At 65.8% G+C, this 18,423-nt stretch carries 15 protein-coding genes and 1 tRNA gene; 14 read left to right on the top strand and 2 right to left on the bottom strand.

All coding sequences use genetic code 11. The features are described 5' to 3' along the window. Positions 1–185: 185 nt before the first annotated feature. The 11 genes from RAM15_RS07255 (at position 186) to rplA (ending at position 10,415) form a co-directional block, all read left to right on the top strand. Positions 186–2,828 carry an Rne/Rng family ribonuclease gene (locus RAM15_RS07255; protein ID WP_372338653.1) on the top strand — a complete coding sequence of 881 codons (2,643 nt, stop codon included), beginning with the start codon at positions 186–188 and terminating at the stop codon, positions 2,826–2,828. Between the two features lie 155 nt (positions 2,829–2,983). Beyond that, the gene (gene rplU / locus RAM15_RS07250) at positions 2,984–3,292 is read left to right on the top strand and encodes a 50S ribosomal protein L21 (RefSeq protein WP_024626855.1); all 309 of its coding nucleotides are present in this window, start codon (positions 2,984–2,986) and stop codon (positions 3,290–3,292) included. A gap of 32 nt (positions 3,293–3,324) precedes the next feature. After that, a complete protein-coding gene (gene rpmA / locus RAM15_RS07245) occupies positions 3,325–3,576 on the top strand; it encodes a 50S ribosomal protein L27 (RefSeq protein ID WP_015022457.1) in 252 nt (83 codons plus the stop codon). A gap of 127 nt (positions 3,577–3,703) precedes the next feature. Next, entirely contained in the window at positions 3,704–5,362 is a 1,659-nt protein-coding gene (gene obgE, locus RAM15_RS07240; RefSeq protein WP_306221341.1) for a GTPase ObgE, read from the top strand. After that, a complete protein-coding gene (gene proB / locus RAM15_RS07235; RefSeq protein WP_306221340.1) occupies positions 5,359–6,501 on the top strand; it encodes a glutamate 5-kinase in 1,143 nt (380 codons plus the stop codon). Before obgE ends, proB begins: the two co-directional genes overlap by 4 nt. 43 nt (positions 6,502–6,544) lie before the next feature. After that, positions 6,545–7,753 carry a pyridoxal phosphate-dependent aminotransferase gene (locus RAM15_RS07230; RefSeq protein ID WP_306222268.1) on the top strand — a complete coding sequence of 403 codons (1,209 nt, stop codon included), beginning with the start codon at positions 6,545–6,547 and terminating at the stop codon, positions 7,751–7,753. Between the two features lie 120 nt (positions 7,754–7,873). Beyond that, positions 7,874–7,949: transfer RNA gene (locus RAM15_RS07225), tRNA-Trp, on the top strand. Positions 7,950–7,993: 44 nt separating this feature from the next. Beyond that, positions 7,994–8,218, top strand: a complete 225-nt coding sequence (secE, locus tag RAM15_RS07220) for a preprotein translocase subunit SecE (RefSeq protein WP_024626851.1) — start codon at positions 7,994–7,996, stop codon at positions 8,216–8,218. A gap of 30 nt (positions 8,219–8,248) precedes the next feature. Beyond that, complete coding sequence (gene nusG, locus RAM15_RS07215; RefSeq protein ID WP_045924864.1) at positions 8,249–9,091, top strand: transcription termination/antitermination protein NusG; 843 nt, start codon at positions 8,249–8,251, stop codon at positions 9,089–9,091. A 138-nt stretch (positions 9,092–9,229) separates the two neighbouring features. Further along, the gene (gene rplK / locus RAM15_RS07210) at positions 9,230–9,661 is read left to right on the top strand and encodes a 50S ribosomal protein L11 (RefSeq protein ID WP_015022451.1); all 432 of its coding nucleotides are present in this window, start codon (positions 9,230–9,232) and stop codon (positions 9,659–9,661) included. Positions 9,662–9,725: 64 nt separating this feature from the next. Next, positions 9,726–10,415 carry a 50S ribosomal protein L1 gene (rplA, locus tag RAM15_RS07205; RefSeq protein ID WP_029678147.1) on the top strand — a complete coding sequence of 230 codons (690 nt, stop codon included), beginning with the start codon at positions 9,726–9,728 and terminating at the stop codon, positions 10,413–10,415. A gap of 90 nt (positions 10,416–10,505) precedes the next feature. On the opposite strand, the gene RAM15_RS07200 is transcribed toward rplA, so the two are convergent. Together RAM15_RS07200 and RAM15_RS07195 are read right to left on the bottom strand one after the other, a co-directional pair. After that, entirely contained in the window at positions 10,506–11,738 is a 1,233-nt protein-coding gene (locus RAM15_RS07200) for a PucR family transcriptional regulator (protein ID WP_306221339.1), read from the bottom strand. Continuing rightward, positions 11,735–13,627: a DUF6020 family protein gene (locus RAM15_RS07195; protein ID WP_306221338.1), complete on the bottom strand. Its 1,893-nt coding sequence runs from the start codon at positions 13,625–13,627 to the stop codon at positions 11,735–11,737. Before RAM15_RS07195 ends, RAM15_RS07200 begins: the two co-directional genes overlap by 4 nt. Before the next feature lie 177 nt (positions 13,628–13,804). Here RAM15_RS07195 and RAM15_RS07190 point away from each other — a divergent pair, with 177 nt between their 5' ends. From RAM15_RS07190 to RAM15_RS07180, 3 genes are all read left to right on the top strand, one after another. Continuing rightward, entirely contained in the window at positions 13,805–14,911 is a 1,107-nt protein-coding gene (locus RAM15_RS07190) for a biotin--[acetyl-CoA-carboxylase] ligase (RefSeq protein WP_306221337.1), read from the top strand. Positions 14,912–14,975: 64 nt separating this feature from the next. After that, a complete protein-coding gene (locus RAM15_RS07185) occupies positions 14,976–16,811 on the top strand; it encodes an acetyl/propionyl/methylcrotonyl-CoA carboxylase subunit alpha (RefSeq protein ID WP_306221336.1) in 1,836 nt (611 codons plus the stop codon). Next, positions 16,808–18,379 (top strand): acyl-CoA carboxylase subunit beta, encoded by a 1,572-nt coding sequence (locus RAM15_RS07180; protein WP_306221335.1) that lies wholly within the window; start codon positions 16,808–16,810, stop codon positions 18,377–18,379. The genes RAM15_RS07185 and RAM15_RS07180 overlap by 4 nt, the downstream gene beginning before the upstream one ends. Positions 18,380–18,423: the final 44 nt, after the last annotated feature.

Genomic DNA, 18,423 nt, shown 5'->3' with positions numbered 1-18,423 from the left:
CGTTGATCCCCCCGGACGGAGACCCAGTGATCCGTACGGGCGTCGGTGTCCGCCTGCGTCAGGAAGACTTTTTGCCAAGGCGTTTCGATCGGGCGCACGCAGGTGCGCGGCTGCAGTGAGAGTGCAGCGTGAGGACGGATCGGAACCGTGAGAGCGGCGCGAGGCGGCGTGCCGCAAGGAGCATTGTGCCCGAAAAAACGAATACTGAGGATACGCAGGATAATAGGTCCGCCATCAGGGATGGGCAGGAAGGGCAGGTCGACCAGACCGCCAGTTCCAGCACCCGTCGCCGCGCTGGACGGCGTGTGGTCAGAGTGGCCGGCGCCGCTGGTGCCGACGTGCCCGTGAAGGTCGAGGCCGAAAAACGCAAGGCCTCCCGCAAGGCCAAAGAGGAGGAGGACGAGTCCAAGCCCTCCGCCACCCGTCGCCGTCGCGCCCGCAAGCCCAAGGAGGATCAGGCGGACGATCAGGATGCCCAAGTGGATGAGGGCGAGTCGAAGCCGACCAGGACGACCACTCGTCGTCGCACCCGGACTGGCGCCCGCCGACGCACTGAGGAGCATGCCCAGGAGGGCGAACCTGACCAGGAGCGTCAGGAGCGTGCCATTGAGGCTGTGGAGGCACTGACCTCGGGCCGCAGCCAGAGGTCAGGCCGGAAGGCCGAAGAGCAGGATGAGCGCCCGCGCGCCTCCCGTCCCCGTCCTATGACATCCCTGCTCTTCCAGGAGCCGGTCATACCCGCTTCCCGGCCTGAGCACGATGAGCGCGAAGAACGGGATGACGAGGACGAGGATGCCGAGCAAGCGCCCAAGACCTCTCGCCGCAGCAGGTCCAGGAACACTTCGGAGGGCGGTTCACGCCGTTCCCGCAGGCTCAACGCCGAGGAGCGCAGGGCCGCCGACGAGGTGGAGCGTATCGAGGAGGATCTGGACCATGAGGGCATCACCTTCGTGGTCGACGAGGACCAGGAGCAGGACGAGGAACAGCAGGTGTCCGGCACCCGCACCCGCCGCCGCCGTGCCAAGAGCGCTGATGAAGACTCTGAAAAGTCCGTTTCCACCCGTCGCCGCCGTCGTGGGCACGAGCAGGAAAAGGACAAGGATGACGAGGACGAGGCGCCGCTGACCCGTCGCCGCCGCCGTCGCAGGGGTTCCAAGTCCGCTGAGGGCGAGTCAGAGGTGTCCGGCACCCGCCGTTCCCGCAAGCAGCAGTATATTGACGAGATCACCGACGTGGAGGGCTCCACCCGCCTGGAGGCCAAGAAGCAGCGTCGACGGGACAACCGTCGCGAACGCTCCCGTCAGTCCCAGCTGGTCGAGCAGGACTTCCTGGCCCGCCGTGAGAACGTCAACCGTCTGATGGTGGTGCGTGAGAAGGAGCACCACACCCAGATCTCGGTCATCGAGGACGACATCCTGGTCGAGCACTACGTCTCCGACATCCAGGAGGTCTCCACTGTCGGCAACATCTACCTGGGCCGGGTCCAGAACGTCCTGCCCAGCATGGAGGCCGCCTTCGTGGACATAGGCCAGGCCCGCAACGGCGTGCTCTACGCAGGCGAGGTCAACTGGGACTCCACCCGCCTGGAGGGCCAGCCCCGCCGGATCGAGCTGGCCTTCAAGTCCGGCGACCCCGTGCTGGTCCAGGTCACCAAGGATCCCATCGGCCACAAGGGCGCCCGGCTGACCTCGCAGGTCACGCTGGCCGGCCGCTTCCTGGTCCTGGTGCCCTCGGGCGGCATGACCGGCGTCAGCCGCAAGCTGCCCGACCGCGAGCGTTCCCGCCTCAAGAGCATCGTCTCCAGGGTGGCTCCCAAGGACATGGGCGTCATCATCCGCACCGCGGCCGAGGGGGCCAGCGAGGAGGCCCTGACCAAGGACCTGGAGAACCTGCAGCGTCAGTGGAGCAAGATCGAGGACAAGCGCAAGGAGTTCCTGCACGGCAAGCGCCCCAAGCTTCTGCAGGGCGAGCCGGACGTGGCCATCCGCGTGGTCCGCGACATCTTCAACGATGACTTCGCCAAGCTGGTGGTCCAGGGCGAGGGGGTCTACGAGAGGGTCCGCAACTACCTGGAGACCATGGCACCCGACCTGGAGGAGAAGCTCGAGCACTGGGATCCCGCCGAGCACCAGGGCAAGGATGTCTTCGACCGCTGGAGCATCGACAGCCAGCTGCGCAAGGGCATGGAACGTCAGGTCTACCTGCCCTCCGGCGGCTCCCTGGTCATCGACCGCACCGAGGCCATGACCACCATCGATGTGAACACGGGCCGCTTCATCGGCAAGGGCAAGTCCCTGGAGGAGACGGTGACCCGCTGCAACCTGGAGGCCTCCGAGGAGATCGCCCGGCAGCTGCGCCTGCGCGACATCGGCGGCATGATCATGATCGACTATGTGGATATGGTCATGCCGGCCAACCGCGACCTGGTCCTGCGCCGCTTGGTGGAGTGCCTGGCCCGGGACCGCACCAAGCATCAGGTGGCCGAGGTCACCTCCCTGGGGCTGGTCCAGATGACCCGCAAGCGGGTGGGGCAGGGTCTGGTCGAGGCCTTCTCCGAGGAGTGCCCCACCTGCCATGGGCGAGGCTTCATCCTCCACGACAAGCCGACCATCTCCGCCTCCTATGCCGACCCCTATGCGGTCAAGGGCGGCGACCCCTTCGTCAAGACCAACAAGCATGGGCATGGCTCTTCCTCCAAGGAGACCCTGTCCACAGGCTCGACTCCTGCAGTCAAGGCCAAGCTGGCCAGGATCGCTGCGGCGGCCCAGGCGGCGTCGGACGAGGACGATGCTCAGGCTGAGACGGCGGATGTCGCCAAGGAGTCATAAACTGAATTTCGTTTTGTCGGCGGGGCAGGCACATTTGACGATGCGGTGTGTTTGCTTCTATACTGGTTAGCTGGTGTCTGGACGGGTCAGTCAATCGCATGGCGGGACTCGGATGCCGGGCGCAAACAGCTTTGGACAACAGGCAAGGTAGGGCTATGTACGCGATTGTGAAGGCCGGAGGCCATCAGGAGAAGGTCGAGGTCGGTGACCAGATCACGGTCAACCGTCTGGCTGCCAGGAAGGGCGAGTCGGTCGAGTTTCCGGTCGCGCTGGTCGTCGATGGATCCAAGGTGACCATGGCCGCCAAGGATCTGGCCAAGATCTCCGTCAAGGGCGAGGTTGTGGACGACGAGGCCAAGGGCCCCAAGATCAACATCCAGAAGTTCAAGAACAAGACCGGCGTGGCGCGCCGCAAGGGCCACCGCCAGAAGCAGACCGTGGTCAAGATCACGGCCATCGCCTGAGGGCCTAGGTCGAGGTAGGAAAGGAACCAGACATGGCACATAAGAAGGGCGCGTCCAGCTCACGCAACGGGCGCGATTCGAATGCACAGTACCTGGGCGTCAAGAAGTTCGGCGGCGAGGCCGTAGTGGCCGGCAACATCATCGTTCGCCAGCGTGGCACCAAGTTCCATCCCGGCCAGAACGTCGGCCTGGGCAAGGACCACACCCTCTTCGCCCTGACGGACGGAACGGTTCGGTTCGCCAACCGGCGCGACCGCAAGGTCGTTGACGTGCTCACCGCCTGATTGCCTTATCGGCATCGGCCAAAGGCCATCCCTGTCATGGGGTGGCCTTTTTGCATATGTATGAAGATGCCGGGCATTCAGCTCTCAGGGGCCGCATGTCAGGCCGGATTGAGTACCATGGGCCCCTATGAGCGCATTTGTGGATCAGGTCACCGTCCATGTCAAGGGTGGCGACGGCGGCAATGGGGCGTCCTCCATCCGCCGCGAGAAGTACAAGCCCCTGGCCGGGCCCGATGGGGGCGACGGCGGCCAGGGCGGCTCGGTCATTCTTCAGGCCGACGCCAACGCCACCAGCCTGCTGGACTACCGCTTCCTGCCGCACCGCCAGGCCGAATCGGGCACCATGGGTCTGGGCGGTGACAAGGATGGCAGCCGCGGCCAGGATCTGATCCTGCCAGTGCCTGTGGGCACTGTGGTCTTCACAGCCAAGGGCGGCCAAGGCGAGCGCAAGCAGCCTGGCGAGCGCCTGGCCGACCTGGCCCATGCGGGGGACCGGTTCGTGGCGGCCCAGGGCGGTGTGGGCGGACTGGGCAACCGCTCCCTGGCCACCAAGGCCAGACGGGCACCCGGCTTCGCCCTGCTGGGGGACCCCGGCCAGGAGCGCGACCTGGTGCTGGAGCTCAAATCCATCGCCGATGTGGCCCTGGTCGGTTTCCCCAGCGCAGGCAAGTCCAGCCTGGTGGCGGCCATGAGCGCGGCCCGGCCCAAGATCGCCGACTATCCGTTCACTACTTTGGTGCCCAACCTGGGCGTGGTCCAGGCAGGGGAGGGCCGCTTCACCATGGCCGACGTGCCAGGGCTGATTCCGGGCGCCTCCCAGGGCAAGGGCCTTGGGCTGGAGTTTTTGAGGCACATCGAGCGCACTGAGATCATCGCCCACGTCATCGATTGCGCCACCCTGGAGCCTGATCGGGACCCTATGAGCGACTATCGGGCCCTGGAGGAGGAGCTTTCCCGCTATGCCGACCGCCTGGAGCTTCCGCTGGGGGTCATCCCCATGGCCGAGCGGCCCAGGGTGATCATCCTCAATAAGGCCGACCTGCCGGAGGCGCGCGAACTGGCCGAATTCGTCCGTCCCGACTTCGAAGCCCTGGGCCTCAAGGTCTTCATAGTCTCCACAGCCTCGCATCAGGGGCTCAAGGAACTGGGCTACTACCTGGCCGGTCTGGTGGATCGTCTGCGCAGGCAGCTGCGGGAGCAGCAGGAGGCCAGGCAGGAGGAGCGCGTGGTCATCCGCCCCCTGGAGCGGTGGCGCAGGAGCGGCGACCAGTCCGGGGACTTCACCCTTGAGCGGCATCAGACCCGGTCCGGACAGACCTGGTTCAGGGTCTGCGGAGCCAAGCCCGAACGCTGGGTTCGCCAGACCAACTTCGACAACGAGGAGGCCGTGGGCTATCTGGCCGACTGCTTGGCCCGGATGGGTGTAGAGGATGCCCTGCGCAAGGCCGGAGCCAGGCCAGGTGACGAGGTCCGCATCGGTCCTGGCGACGATGCGGTGGCCTTCGACTGGGATCCGAGCGTGGCGGCCGGCGCCGAAATGCTGGACGGCACCCCCCAGGTGGCCCGGGGCCGTGACCTGCGTCTGGAGGAGAGCCAGGGGCTCAACCGTCGTCGCACCAACAGCGAGCGCCGCCGCCAGTACCACCAGATGATGGATGCCCGGCAGGCGGTGCGTCAGGTCATGGAGAAGGAGCGGCGCCAGGGGCACTGGGCCGACCCCTCCGTGGATGACGATCCCCATGACAGGCAGGGCCTGCTGGGGCGCTCGGAGGAGGCTGGGCAATGACCGGCGGGGAGGGATCCGACGAGGCCGCGGTCCGTTCCCGGGTGGCCCAGGCCCGCACCATGGTGGTCAAGGTAGGATCCAGCTCCCTGACCGATCCCCATGGGCACCTGGACCTTGGCCGCCTGCGTTCGTTGGTGGGCGCCCTGGCCTCGGCTGCTGCGGATGGCGCCCGCCTGGTCCTGGTCACCTCCGGGGCCATCGCGGCCGGCTTCGGCACCCTGGGGTTTGACCAACGCCCCGGTGACGTGGCCACCCAGCAGGCTACGGCCTCAGTGGGCCAGGGTCTGCTCATGGCCCAGTACGAGACTGCCTTCGCCCGTTATGGTCTGCGTGTGGGCCAGATCCTGATCACCGCCCGTGACACCACCCATGCCGTCCAGTACCGCAACGCCCGGCGCACCCTCTGCCGTCTGCTGGATCTGGGGGTCATCCCCATCGTCAATGAGAACGATGCCCTGGCCAGCAACGAGATCCGTTTCGGCGACAACGACCACCTTTCGGCCCTGATCGCCAACATCGTCAGCGCCGATGCCCTGGTTCTGCTGACTGATGTGGACGCCCTCTACTCCAAACCCCCATCCCGGCCAGGGGCCCTCAGAATCGGCTTCGTGCCCGATGTGGCGGCCATCATGGACCAGGTGGATGCCCAGGGGTCCGTCTCCGGGCTGGGGACCGGGGGCATGTCCACCAAGCTGGAGGCGGCGCGGATTGCTGCGGCCTCCGGCATGCCTGTGGTTCTGACCCGCGCCGACCTTGCAGGTCCTGCCCTGGCCGGCGACAGGGTGGGCACCCTCTTCGCCCCCATCCGTCCGCGGGGCTCCTCGCATCGGCTCTGGATCAAGTTCGCCTCCCGTCCCCGGGGCGGCTATCTGGTGGATCAGGGTGCTGTCAAAGCCCTGCGCGGCGGTCGGGCCAGCCTGCTGGCGGCTGGTGCCAGATCTGTCCAGGGTGAGTTCTCTGCCGGGGATCCGGTCTGGATCCACGATGAGTCTGGCCGCCAGGTGGCCAAGGGCCTGTCCGGCTACGATTCCGAGGAGGCCCAGGACATGCTGGGCCTCAACACCAAGGAGCTCCGCCGCCGACTGGGCGCCCACTATGCCCACCCGCTGGTGCATCGGGACTCTCTGGTCCTGGTCTGAGCACAGCCCTGGGGGTGCTGGGCGGTAGCATGGCAACATGACTATGGCGCAATGGCAGACCCTGAGCAAACGCATAGACGCAGTGGCCCCCAGTGCCACTCTGGCGGTGGATTCAAAAGCCAAGGCCATGAAGGCCCAGGGCATGAATGTGATCAGCTTCGGTGCCGGCGAACCCAACTTTCCCACGCCTGACCACATAGTGCAGGCGGCGGCCCGCGCCTGTCTGGATCCGCGCAACCATCGCTATACGCCCACGGCGGGTCTGCCCCGATTGAAGCAGGCCATCGCCGACAAGACCCTGCGTGATTCGGGCTATCAAATCGACCCGGATCAGGTGGTGGTCACCAACGGCGGCAAGCAGGCCGTCTACGAGACCTTCCAGATCCTCTTGAACCCTGGCGATGAGGTCATCATCCCCGCTCCCTACTGGACCAGCTATCCTCAGATGGTTCTGCTGGCTGGCGGTCGGCCGGTTCCGGTGCTCAGCGGAGCCGACCAGGGCTATATCCCCAGCCTGGAGCAGCTGGAGGCGGCCCGAACCGAGCGCACCCGTGCCATCATCCTCAACCTGCCCGCCAACCCAACCGGGGCGATCTGGGACGCAGGCCTGGTGGCTGCCGTGGATCGCTGGGCCATCGAACACCAGATCTGGGTGATCAGCGACGAAATCTATGAGCACCTGACCTACCAGGGGGCGCATACCCCCTATCCGGGTGCTCTGGTGCCTCAGGTACGCGATCAGCTGATCGTGGTCAACGGCGTGGCCAAAACCTATGCCATGACAGGCTGGCGGGTGGGCTGGCTGGTCGCCCCCCTGCCGGTGGCCCAGGCGGCTGCCAAGCTTCAGGGGCACATGACCTCCAACGTGGCCAACGTCTCCCAGCAGGCTGCTCTGGCCGCCCTGACCGGCGGTCTGGAGGACGTGGATGCCATGCGGTCGGCCTTTGCCCTGCGGCGACGGGCCATTGTGGATGCCCTGAACGCCATGGAGGGGGTGACCTGCCCTGAGCCTCTGGGCGCCTTCTACGCCTTTGCCGACGTGACCGGTCTGCTGAATCGGCCAGTGGGACCGCAAGGCACGGTCTGCGCCACCTCGGGTGAGCTGGCCGAGGTCATCCTGGAGCAGATCCAGGTGGCGGCCGTGCCGGGTGAGGCCTTCGGCGCGCCCGGCTGCCTGCGTTTCTCCTACGCGCTGGCCGACGATGACCTGGCCGAGGGCATGAGGCGCCTTGGGGCCTGGGTCAGCGCCTGATCCGGCTCCTGGGCGAAATGCTGTGGAGGCAACACGGTTGGACGCAATCCGCCCTTTAGGCTAAACTTGCGATTTGGCGGTTTTTCCTCCCGGTCGAGTAGGCTGGTGGAAAGTTCCGATAGGGAAGTGGCGCAATTGGTAGCGCAACGGTCTCCAAAACCGTAGGTTGTGGGTTCGAGTCCCGCCTTCCCTGCCAAGGCTTGCAGCAGATGATGCAGAACAAACGAAGGACGGATGACCATGGCACAGAAGGATGGGGCTGAGGAAGCCAGGCCGAACTTCTTCATGCGTATCGGGCTCTTCATCAAGCAGGTCATCGATGAGATCCGCAAGGTGGTGACTCCCACAGGCAAGGAGCTGGTGGGCTGGTCCGTGGCGGTTTTCATCTTCGTGCTGTTGCTGATGATCTTCGTAACCGTAATGGACTTCGGACTGGGCAAACTAGCCTTCCTGATATTCGGCTGAGCTGTGACAAGGTAGAAGGTGGAGTGATCCATGAGTGATGATCTGACCAGAGAGGGACTGGACCCCGATCAGGCCGCTGAGTCGGCCCCGTCGGCATCCGAAGATGCCCCCACGCAGGAGGATGCCCAGGTCCAGGATCAGCAGCTCGGAACCTCTTCGGAGCAGGCCGAGCAGGACAGCACACCCGCCGAATCCGCCCAGGCCAAGGACACCCAGGACGATTCCTCTGATTCCGACGACCAGACCGACCAGGAGGATCCCGGTCAGCGCGCCGTGGACGAGTTCTCCAAGAAGCTGCGCACCCTTGAGGGCAAGTGGTACGTTCTGCACACCTACTCCGGCTACGAGAAGCGCGTCAAGGCCAACGTGGAGTCCCGCGTGGCCTCCTTCGGCTTGGAGGACAAGGTCTTCCAGGTGGAGATTCCCATGGAAGAGGTCGAGAAGCACACCGACAAGGGCAAGAAGGTCGTCACCCGGGTTCGTGTGCCGGGCTACGTGCTGATTCGCATGTGGCCAGACGAGAACGCCCGCCGCATCATTCGCGATACCGAGGGCGTCACCGGATTCGTCGGCCCCAGCAAGGAGCCGGCCCCGCTGACCCGTAAGGAGGTCGTCCAGATGATGGCCCCCATGATCGCCTCCGAGGCCCTGAAGGCCGCTGGAGACAAGCCCGAGGCCGCCAAGAAGCGCACGGTGGAGGTCTCCTACGCCGTTGGCGATCAGGTCACCGTCACCGAAGGGCCTTTCGCCACCATGGCTGCCGTGGTCTCAGACGTGGAGCCCACCACCCAGAAGCTGACCGTTCTGGTCTCCATCTTCGGCAGGGACACCCCTGTGGAGCTGGGCTTCGACCAGGTCGAAAAGATCGCCTGAAAGCCTTCGGTCGGTCCTCGGTCGATGCGATAATCATCAAGCTTGTGCTCTCCTGTGGAGCGCATTTGGAAAGAACAGGTTGCGGGAGGGGATCCATGGTCTCCGACATCACCGCTTCGTAGAAAGAAGAACCAGCATATGGCTGCAAAGAAGAAAGTCACCGCGCTGATCAAGGTGCAGATAGAGGCCGGCAAGGCCAACCCCGCGCCCCCGCTGGGCCCCGCACTGGGCTCCCACGGCGTGAACATCATGGACTTCTGCAAGCAGTACAACGATGCCACCAAGGACAAGATGGGCCAGGTCATCCCCTGCATCATCACCGTCTACGAGGATCGTTCCTTCACCTTCATCACCAAGACTCCGCCGGCAGCCGATCTGCTGCGCAAGGCGGCCGGTGTCTCCAAGGGTGCCGGCAACCCGCTGACCACCAAGGTGGGTTCCGTCACCAAGGCCCAGGTCCGCGAGATCGCCCAGACCAAGATGGAGGATCTGTCGGCCCGTGACGTCGAGGCCGGGATGAAGATCATCGAAGGCACCGCCCGTTCCATGGGCATCACCGTCACCGACTGAAATTTTCGTTGTGAGCGGTAGGGCATACGCTTGCCCGCACCGCGACTGCTGATAGGAGAAGCAGATGACCAAGCGTTCCAAGAAGTATCGCGAGGCGGCCGAGAAGGTCGATCGCACCAACCTGTACACCCCGGAGGAGGGCATCGCCCTGCTCAAGAGCATGCCCAAGCGCGGGTTTGACGAGACCGTGGAGGCCGTCTACCGCCTGAACGTGGACCCCCGCAAGGCCGACCAGCTGGTCCGCGGCACCGTCAGCCTGCCCAACGGCACCGGCAAGACCGTGCGCGTCCTGGTCTTCGCCCGTGGTCCCCAGGCGACCGCAGCCGCCGAGGCCGGAGCCGACGAGGTGGGCGACGACGAGCTGGTGACCAGGGTCGCCGGCGGCTATCTGGACTTCGATGCCGTGGTGGCCACCCCCGACATGATGGGCAAGGTCGGCCGTCTGGGCCGCGTGCTGGGTCCCCGTGGCCTCATGCCCAACCCCAAGACCGGCACCGTGACCATGGACGTGGCCAAGGCGGTCACCGAGATCAAGGCTGGACGTATCGAGTTCCGTGTGGACAAGAACGGCAACCTGAGCTTCCCCGTGGGCAAGGTCTCCTTCGAGCAGCAGGCTCTGGAGGAGAACTTCCATGCGGTCGACGAGGAGATCAAGCGCCTGAAGCCGGCCACGGTCAAGGGCCGCTACATCACCAAGGCCACCGTCACCACCACCATGGGTCCGGGCGTTCCCCTGGACATCGCGGTGCTCTGAGCGGGTTCGGCTCTATATTTCAAGGGCGGGAGACCTTCGGGTCCCCGCTCTTTTCATATCCTGGCCAGGCAGCAGCTGGTATGGCGCCAGTCAGTCGGCGCCCGGATGCGACCTGCGGATTCTGCCGATGATCAGGGCTGCCTGGAGGACGAAGGACTCTCGCGGGTCCATGGCATCCCAGCCGGTCACCTCCACGCAGCGCCTGAGCCGGTAGCGCACGGTGTTGGGATGGATGCCCAGCTTCTTGGCGGTGACCTCAAGCGAGTTGCCCGAGCGCAGGAAGGTGAGCAGGGTGGTCGGCAGGGGCCCGTCCGGATCCTGGCCGGCCAGGCTCAGATAGACCTCCTGGTAGAGCTGGTCGGCAGCGTCCCTGTCCCCGTTCAGGGCTCGTTCGGGCAGCAGGTCGTCGGCGTGCAGTGGCCTAGGCAGGGCGGCGGTGATGGGGTCAGCCACTGCCGGGGCTGCCGCATGCGTGCTCAGGGCGGCTCGGATGGAGGCTCCCGCACCGGAGATTCCATGGTGGAAAGGTCCCAGGCAGACAGCTGACTCGTCGGCAAAGAAGCGCAGGATGGATGCGCAGAAGTCGGCCGGGGTGCCCGACCGGTTGGAATCGATCAGCACCACCATGAGCCCTTCGTTCTCGCCCACCAGCGCCCTGCCGCCTTGACGGGCCACCGTGGTGTGGATAGGCTGGCGGGCGTTCTCCATGCCCTGTCCCTCATCGTTGCCTTGGGCCTCGCCTACGACGGCGAAGCAGTCGAATTCGGTCGGCCAGCCCAGCCGGGCCAGATCGTCAACGGTCCGTGTATCCGCCGTTTGCTCAATCAAATGCCGGATGATCCTGGACTCCGTTGTGGCTTTGCGTCCGTTTCTTGCCTCGGCCAGGTCGGCATAGAGAGCGGCTGCTGCGGTGGCGGCATGACGGGTGTAGACCAGCGTGGACCGTTCCCCCTTGGCTCCCATGGTTCGGCCGGCCTCCTCAAGCATGTCCAGAATGACCTGGGTCAGCTCCATGGCCCGGTGGGGGCCCAGGCTCCGGGAGAGCTCTGCTGGCACGGGGGAGGGGACTTCGCTGTCTTCCGCGCCTTGGGCGTCAAGTCGGGAGCGCAGGTCGTCCAGGGCTGTTCGAACGGCCCCCTCCAAGGTTCTGCGTCCATCGGCGGGCAGGGACCTGGTCCAGGGCAGCGCCTCATCCAGATGATCCAGCGTCTTCAGGAGAATCTGCTCCATGGCGGCACCGGAGGCGGCAGGTACCTGGCGAGCCTGCTGCTCCTCGGCAGGGTCTTCGTCCGGCGGTCTGGACCGTTTCGACTTGCCGATCATGACGGCCAGTCCATCAGATTTTCGGCGCGGGCGCGGCGGCTCTGCCGGACCATGTCCAGGATCAGGAAGGGCACCACCATGTCCACCGGCAGCATGTGCCGTTCGAAGTTGTTGGCCGGGGCGGTGATCATGACCCCCATGATCAGCAGGAGGGGGAACCAACAGAGGGCCCCGCGCCAGTGACCGGCCGCCAGGCGGGCGACGATCAGCAGCAGGGCGGCCACCACCCAGAAGTTGGCCCGTGCCACCAGGCCCAGCAGGGGGGTGTCGGCCCAGGTCCTGACGAATCCGGTCACCCCGTTGCGCCAGTCGTGGCACCAGGCCGCCAGCCAGGAGCCCGAGTTCTGCACGTAGCCATTGTTGAGGTAGTAGGACATGGCCACGTAGGCAGGGTCGCCGGGGTCGAAGTAGCCGTAGGCCTCGGCCATGAAGGCGTCCAGGTAGATCACCGGATTGCGCAGTCCCACCTGGAGCCAGGCCCGGTTGAGCCGGGACATCTGCTCGGGCGTGACGGTTCTCCAGCGATAGACGATCAGTTTGGGCTGGTTGCCCGAGGACTTGACCCGGTCGGCCTCCCAGGGGGTGTACTGGATGGCGGCATTGTCCAGATCCATGATGGGTTCAAGGTCGGCTCTTGCCTGGGCCGGAATCCCCTGGGGGTTGCGCTGGGCCACCCGGGCGATCTGCTGCAGCTGGATGCTGCGGCTCTCCACGGGGTCACCCTGGATGACCGTCCCTGTGGCCGTCAGGGTCCCGGTCACCCCTGTGAACAGGACCAGGGGCAGCAGGAGTCCTATCAGGATGGTGGCCCATTGGCGACGGCGGATGATCAGGGCCAGGATCAGCTGGGCCAGAACGATGTAGAGGGCGTACTTGGCGCTGATCAGCATGATCAGGGTGCTCAAGGCGAGGCCGGGCCGCAACTTTGCCGCCTGGCTGGCGTAGAGCGGCGAGTCCTTGTCCCCTGACTCCAGCTGGCGCCAGATGCCGAACCACCAGATGAAGGCGAAGGCGAAGAGGGGGGACTTGGTCAGGCTGAAGGTGCTGAAGACCACGAAGGGGGAGAAGAGGAAGAAGAGCATGACCAGGGTGCGGGCCAGGGCACCGACGTGTTCGGTTCCGCTGCCGCGCAGGAAGCGGTCGGCGGTGACGGCGCAGCAGAAGGCCGCAAAGATCACCTGCAGCCCTGCCAGGAGCACGATGCCCGCGTCATAGGATCCGGTCAGATGGTTGGAGGCCATGATGGTCATCCCGTAGACCAGGGTCAACACCATGTTGTGCTGGTCGGTCAGGAAGACCGGGTGCCCCGGCAACAGGTAGTGGCCGATGGGGTAGACGTCCATCTGGGTGAAGGCATTGCCGCCGTAGGGGGGCTGATCGCCCTGCAGCTGGGCCAGGAAGTTGGCGCATTCCTGGGCCTGCGCGTACAGGTCGGCCCCATAGGCGGCCAGCAGGGTAAGAAAGGCCCAGGCCCAGCCCAGCAGAAGCAGGCGCATGATGGGCCGCCAGCCGCTGGTTTGCCGGGTGATGAAGGCAGCGTAGGCACGCATCCGTGGGCGCTGCGCCAGGGCGGTCAGCCGCTGTGGCATTCGGAGGGGTTCGCAGCCCAGCAGAATCCGGCGGCAGGCCAGGACCAGGGCCAGGCAGATGGCCAGGGTTCCCAGCATGATCAGCACCTGGGCCAGGCCAACCTGTGTCAGCGAACCCTCTTGACGGTAGATGGGACCCAAACCAGTGCAGAAAGCGATCCAGAGGCAGGCCAGCAGGGCCAGGACCAGGCCGGCGGCCCGAGATGCGCGGGATCCAGGCCTTCCGGTCTGCAAGGCCGAAGTCTGCACAGGTTGTTCGCCCGCCTCTCTCGGTTGCGTCCTTCCGCTGTCTGCGCTCAAAAGAACCCCTTTCGCGGGTCGTGCCTGGTCTACGGCTTCCCCATTTTATCCAGTGCCCATCCGAGGATGCGCTCAAAGCTGTCCAAGGGTCTCCTGTGAAAAGATACAAAAACCGGCCGCCGCTTTTGTGGATGGTTCGCTACCGGGGCTGACCCCTTGTGCCGTATAGTGGAACGCGTGCCTCATCAGAATATCAAGTGGCAGCCATCGGCATCGCTGGACAGTGGCGTACTCTCCTCGATCGTGGTGCTCGACACCGTCGATTCGACCAATACGCTCGTGGCTCATGCTCTGGAAGCCTCGACGTATTCGGATGCGCGCGACCGGGTCGAGCGGCTGTTTGGGGGCGGTGAATCGACAACGAGCACGGAGACCGTGAAGGGACTGGCCTTTGGCACAAGGGGAAAAGCCGAAGATACGCCTCGAAAAAACGCCCGTCAGGGTGTTTCTACGACTACACGGTACGAGGGAAGAGTCGCAAGTAAGGGCATTCGGCGATGGCCGGGCGCCGGGGGGAGCACCATGCCGCTGAGCGTAGCGGTTGCCGATGCGCAGTCCCGGTGCCGCGGTCGTCTTGCCCGAACCTGGGTCAATCAGCCCCGATGCTCCCTGCTGGCTACTTGGGCCCTGCCGCTGCCCACTGGACTGCTGACTGGGCCCTTTGGCGGATGGATGCCTATGGTGGCGGGACTGGCCGCTCTGGAAGGCTTGCAGGATGTGCTTGAGTACCACGGCTGCCGGCTGGCCGATGGCGGCGCTCCTGAACGGGTTCTGACCCTCAAGTGGCCCAACGATCTGTTCTGCCGCGGGGCCAAGTTGGGCGGCATCCTCTGCGAGCTGGTCCGGGTGGATCAGGACTGGTCGGCCCTGGCTGTCGGTATCGGCATCAACCTCTTTCTGCCCCGGCAGGCGCTTCCTATTGCGGAGTCCACCTCCCTGCAGTTCCACTACCGGGACCTGCCTGACTACCAGGCCTTGCGCGACGACCTGGTCGATGCCATCAGCTGGCACCTGAGCGGGGAGATGGCCCCCCTTGGCATTGACGGGTCGCTGGACAGGGCCTTGAACGGGCCGCAGGGGCTGCGCTCGCGGATTGCCGCACTCAGCTGGACGCTGGGCAGGCGGGTCAGGGTCGTCCCCGTGGCCGGTGAGCCTGTGGACGGCCGTGCCCTGGAGATCAATCCGGATGCCTCCCTGCGGGTGCGGTTGCCCGACGGCAGCCAGGTTGACGTGTCCACGGCCGATGTGGGCGTCCTGCCCGAAGTGGCCGTTGTGGGAGCCTAATTCCTACCTTGTTCATGCTTTTCGTCAGTCCAATCGCCCTTGATCAACCAGTGAGGAGAGGGGAATGAAAAAACTGCTGATCGCCAACCGCGGCGAAATAGCCTTGCGGGTTGTGCGCACCGCCCAGGAGATGGGCATCGCCACCGTGGCCGTCTATGCCGACCAGGATCGGGACGCCCCCTATGCCCAGATGGCGGACGAGGCCTACCTCTTGCCTGGGGACACCAATATGGAGACCTATCTGAACGAGGACCTGATTGTCTCCATCGCCCGCCGGTCCGGCGCTGACGCCCTCCACCCCGGCTACGGCTTTCTGTCCGAGTTCTCCTCCTTCGCGCGCAAGGTGATTGAGGCGGGCATCACCTGGGTGGGTCCGGCCCCGGGGGTCCTGGACGAGCTGGGCGACAAGATCACCGCCTGCAAGGTGGCCGAGCGGGCCCGGGTGCCCGTGGTGCCAGGCCTGAGCGAGCCGGTCACCGACATGCGCCCCCTGCTGGACTTCGCCGACGAGCACGGCTATCCGGTCATGATGAAGAAGGCTGACGGCGGCGGCGGCCGGGGGATCACCCTGATCAATGACAGCGACGAGCTGCGCACCTTTTACATGAACCATGATGCCCTTCAGGGCGGCGACCTGGGCGACTACTTCATCGAGAAGTTCGTGGACCGGGCCCGGCACGTGGAGACCCAGTCCGGCAGGGACAGCCACGGCCAGTTCACCGTCTACTCCACCAGGGACTGCTCGGTTCAGCGCCGCAACCAGAAGCTGGTGGAGGAGGCCCCGGCCCCCTTCCTGTCCGACGATGTGATCGCTCAGCTGGAGGGGTTCTCCCGCCGCCTGTTCGACACGGTGGGCTACGTGGGCCTGGGCACCTGCGAGTTCCTGGTCACCCCCAGGGACGACGTCTACTTCATGGAGGTCAACCCCAGGCTGCAGGTGGAGCATACGGTCAGCGAGCAGGTCTGCGGGCTGGACCTGGTCCGTGAGCAGCTGCGGATCGCCGACGGCGGCTCCCTGAACGTGGCGCCCCCGCCCCGCGGCCACAGCTTCGAGCTGCGCATCACCAGCGAAGACCCGGCCACCAACCTGACGCCCAGCTCAGGGACCATCGAGTCGATTCAGTGGCCCTCCGGCCCCGGCATTCGCGTGGATTCGGGCGTCGAGGTAGGCGACACGGTCTCGCCCAGGGACGACTCCATGATGGGCAAGCTGATCGTGACCGCCCAGGACCGTCCGGCGGCCGTGGCCAGGGTTCGTCGGGCCCTGCGGGAGATGAGCATTAGCGGGGTCCCCACCCCGGCCGGCCTCTTCCAGAAGATTTTCACCAACCCCGAGTTCACCGCCGAGGACGGGCACTCCTTCGACGTGTCCACCAAGTGGCTGGAACGGGTTTACCTGAACGTGGAGCCTGCCTCCAACGGCAGCGGCCAGCCCGCCTCGGTCTCCGGCGCCTCCGCCCAGGAACAGGACCGGGACAGCGATCCCATGGAGACCTACAACGTGGAGATCGATGACAAGCGGGTCAGGCTGGCCCTGCCCCAGTCGCTGCTGGGAGGCATGGGCGGCGTCGGCGGCCACGGCGGCATTTCCCGGCCCCGGCAGCCCCTGCGCGGGCGTGGGCTGCGCGATCAGGAGCCCGGCGCACCCCGGCAGGATGCGGCCCGGTCCGGCGTCATCGTGGCCACCATGCAGGCGGTGGTCACCCGCATCAACGTGGCCCCCGACCAGGAGGTCGACAAGGGCGACCTGCTGGTGGTTCTGGAGTCCATGAAGATGGAGAACTACGTCTATGCCCCGGCCAAGGGCCGTGTGAAGACCATCGACGTGTCCGTGGCACAGGGGGTGGATCCGGGCCAGACCCTGGTCACCCTGGATCTGGGCGGGGAGGAGCAGGCATGAGCGTCGCCGAATCCACCCTGGGCGCCCAGCCGGTGCGCCAGGGCATCCACCGGGCCGCCGCCCTGGCCAAGCAGGCCGAGGAGCACGCCCGCGACCGTCAGCACGCCAAGGGCAAGCAGACCGCCCGTGAGCGCCTGGACCTGCTCTTCGACAAGGACACCTTCGAGGAGGTGGGCCGCTTCGCCGGCGGCGACATCGCCGGAGACCGGGCGGGATCCGCGGTCATCACCGGCTTCGGCCTTGTTTACGGGCGCAAGGTCGGCGTCTACGCCCAGGACTTCTCCGTCAGGGGCGGCACCCTGGGCCGGGCCGAGGGCGAGAAGATCTGCCGGCTCATGGACATGGCCCTGCGGATCAAGGTTCCCATCGTAGCCATGATCGACTCGGGAGGCGCCCGCATCCAGGAGGGTGTGGCCGCTCTGACCCAGTACGGCCGCATCTTCCGCAAGACCTGCCAGGCCAGCGGCTTCGTCCCCCAGATCTCCCTGATCCTGGGACCCTGCGCAGGCGGCGCCGTCTACTGCCCGGCCCTGACCGACCTGATCATCATGACCAAGGAGAACTCGGACATGTTCGTCACCGGTCCCGACGTGGTCAAGGCGGCCACCGGCGAGACCATCAGCATGGACCAGCTGGGCGGCGGCTACGTGCACAACACCCGTTCCGGGGTGGCCCACTACCTGGGTGAGGACGAGGCCGACGCCATCGACTACGCCCGGACCGTCCTGGCCTACCTGCCTGCCAACAGCGGCCAGGAGCCTCCCCGCTATGCCTTCATCTCCGGCCATGCCGAGCGCCAGGCCGCCAAACGACTGGCCACGGTCATTCCCGAGAACGACCGGCAGCCCTACGACGTGCTGGATGTCATCCACGCCATCGTCGACTATGGCGAGCTGGTCCAGGTCCAGGAGCTCTACGCCCGGTCCATCGTGGTGGGCTTCGCCTGCCTGGAGGGTCGGCCGGTGGGAATCGTGGCCAACCAGCCCATGGTGGACGCGGGCAGCCTGGATGTGGAGTCCTCGGAGAAGCTGGCCCGCTTCGTCCGCCTCTGCGACGCCTTCAACCTGCCGGTCATCACCCTGGTGGACACCCCTGGCTACAAGCCGGGCTCGGACCAGGAGCACGCCGGCATCATCCGTCGGGGGGCCAAGGTCATCTACGCCTACGCCAACGCCCAGGTGCCCATGGTCACCGTCGTGCTGCGCAAGGCCTTCGGCGGCTCCTACATCGTCATGGGCTCCAAGGCCATCGGCGCGGACCTCAACTACGCCTGGCCATCCTCGCAGATAGCCGTGCTGGGAGCCCAGGGCGCGGTCAACATCATCCACCGGCGCGACCTGCAGGAGGCCAAGGAGGCCGGCCGGGACGTGGATGAGCTGCGAAACAAACTGGCCCAGGAGTACGAAACCAGCACCGTCAACGCCAATCTCTCCCTGGAGATGGGCGAGCTGGACGGCATGATCGACCCGGAGCAGACCAGACCGGTCCTGGTCCAGGCCATGGACCTCCTGGCAGACAAGCAGCGCGTCAGGGTCAACGACAAGCACCACGGCAACCAGCCTCTATGAGCTTCCCCTCGTCATTATCAGCAATCCCCAACTCTCTATGAATA

Origin of the sequence: Bifidobacterium asteroides, assembly GCF_030758775.1 — a bacterium.
GTDB classification, from domain to species: Bacteria; Actinomycetota; Actinomycetes; order Actinomycetales; family Bifidobacteriaceae; genus Bombiscardovia; species Bombiscardovia kimbladii.
Note: the sequence above shows the minus strand (reverse complement) of the source record. Positions and strands in the feature narration are given on the sequence as shown.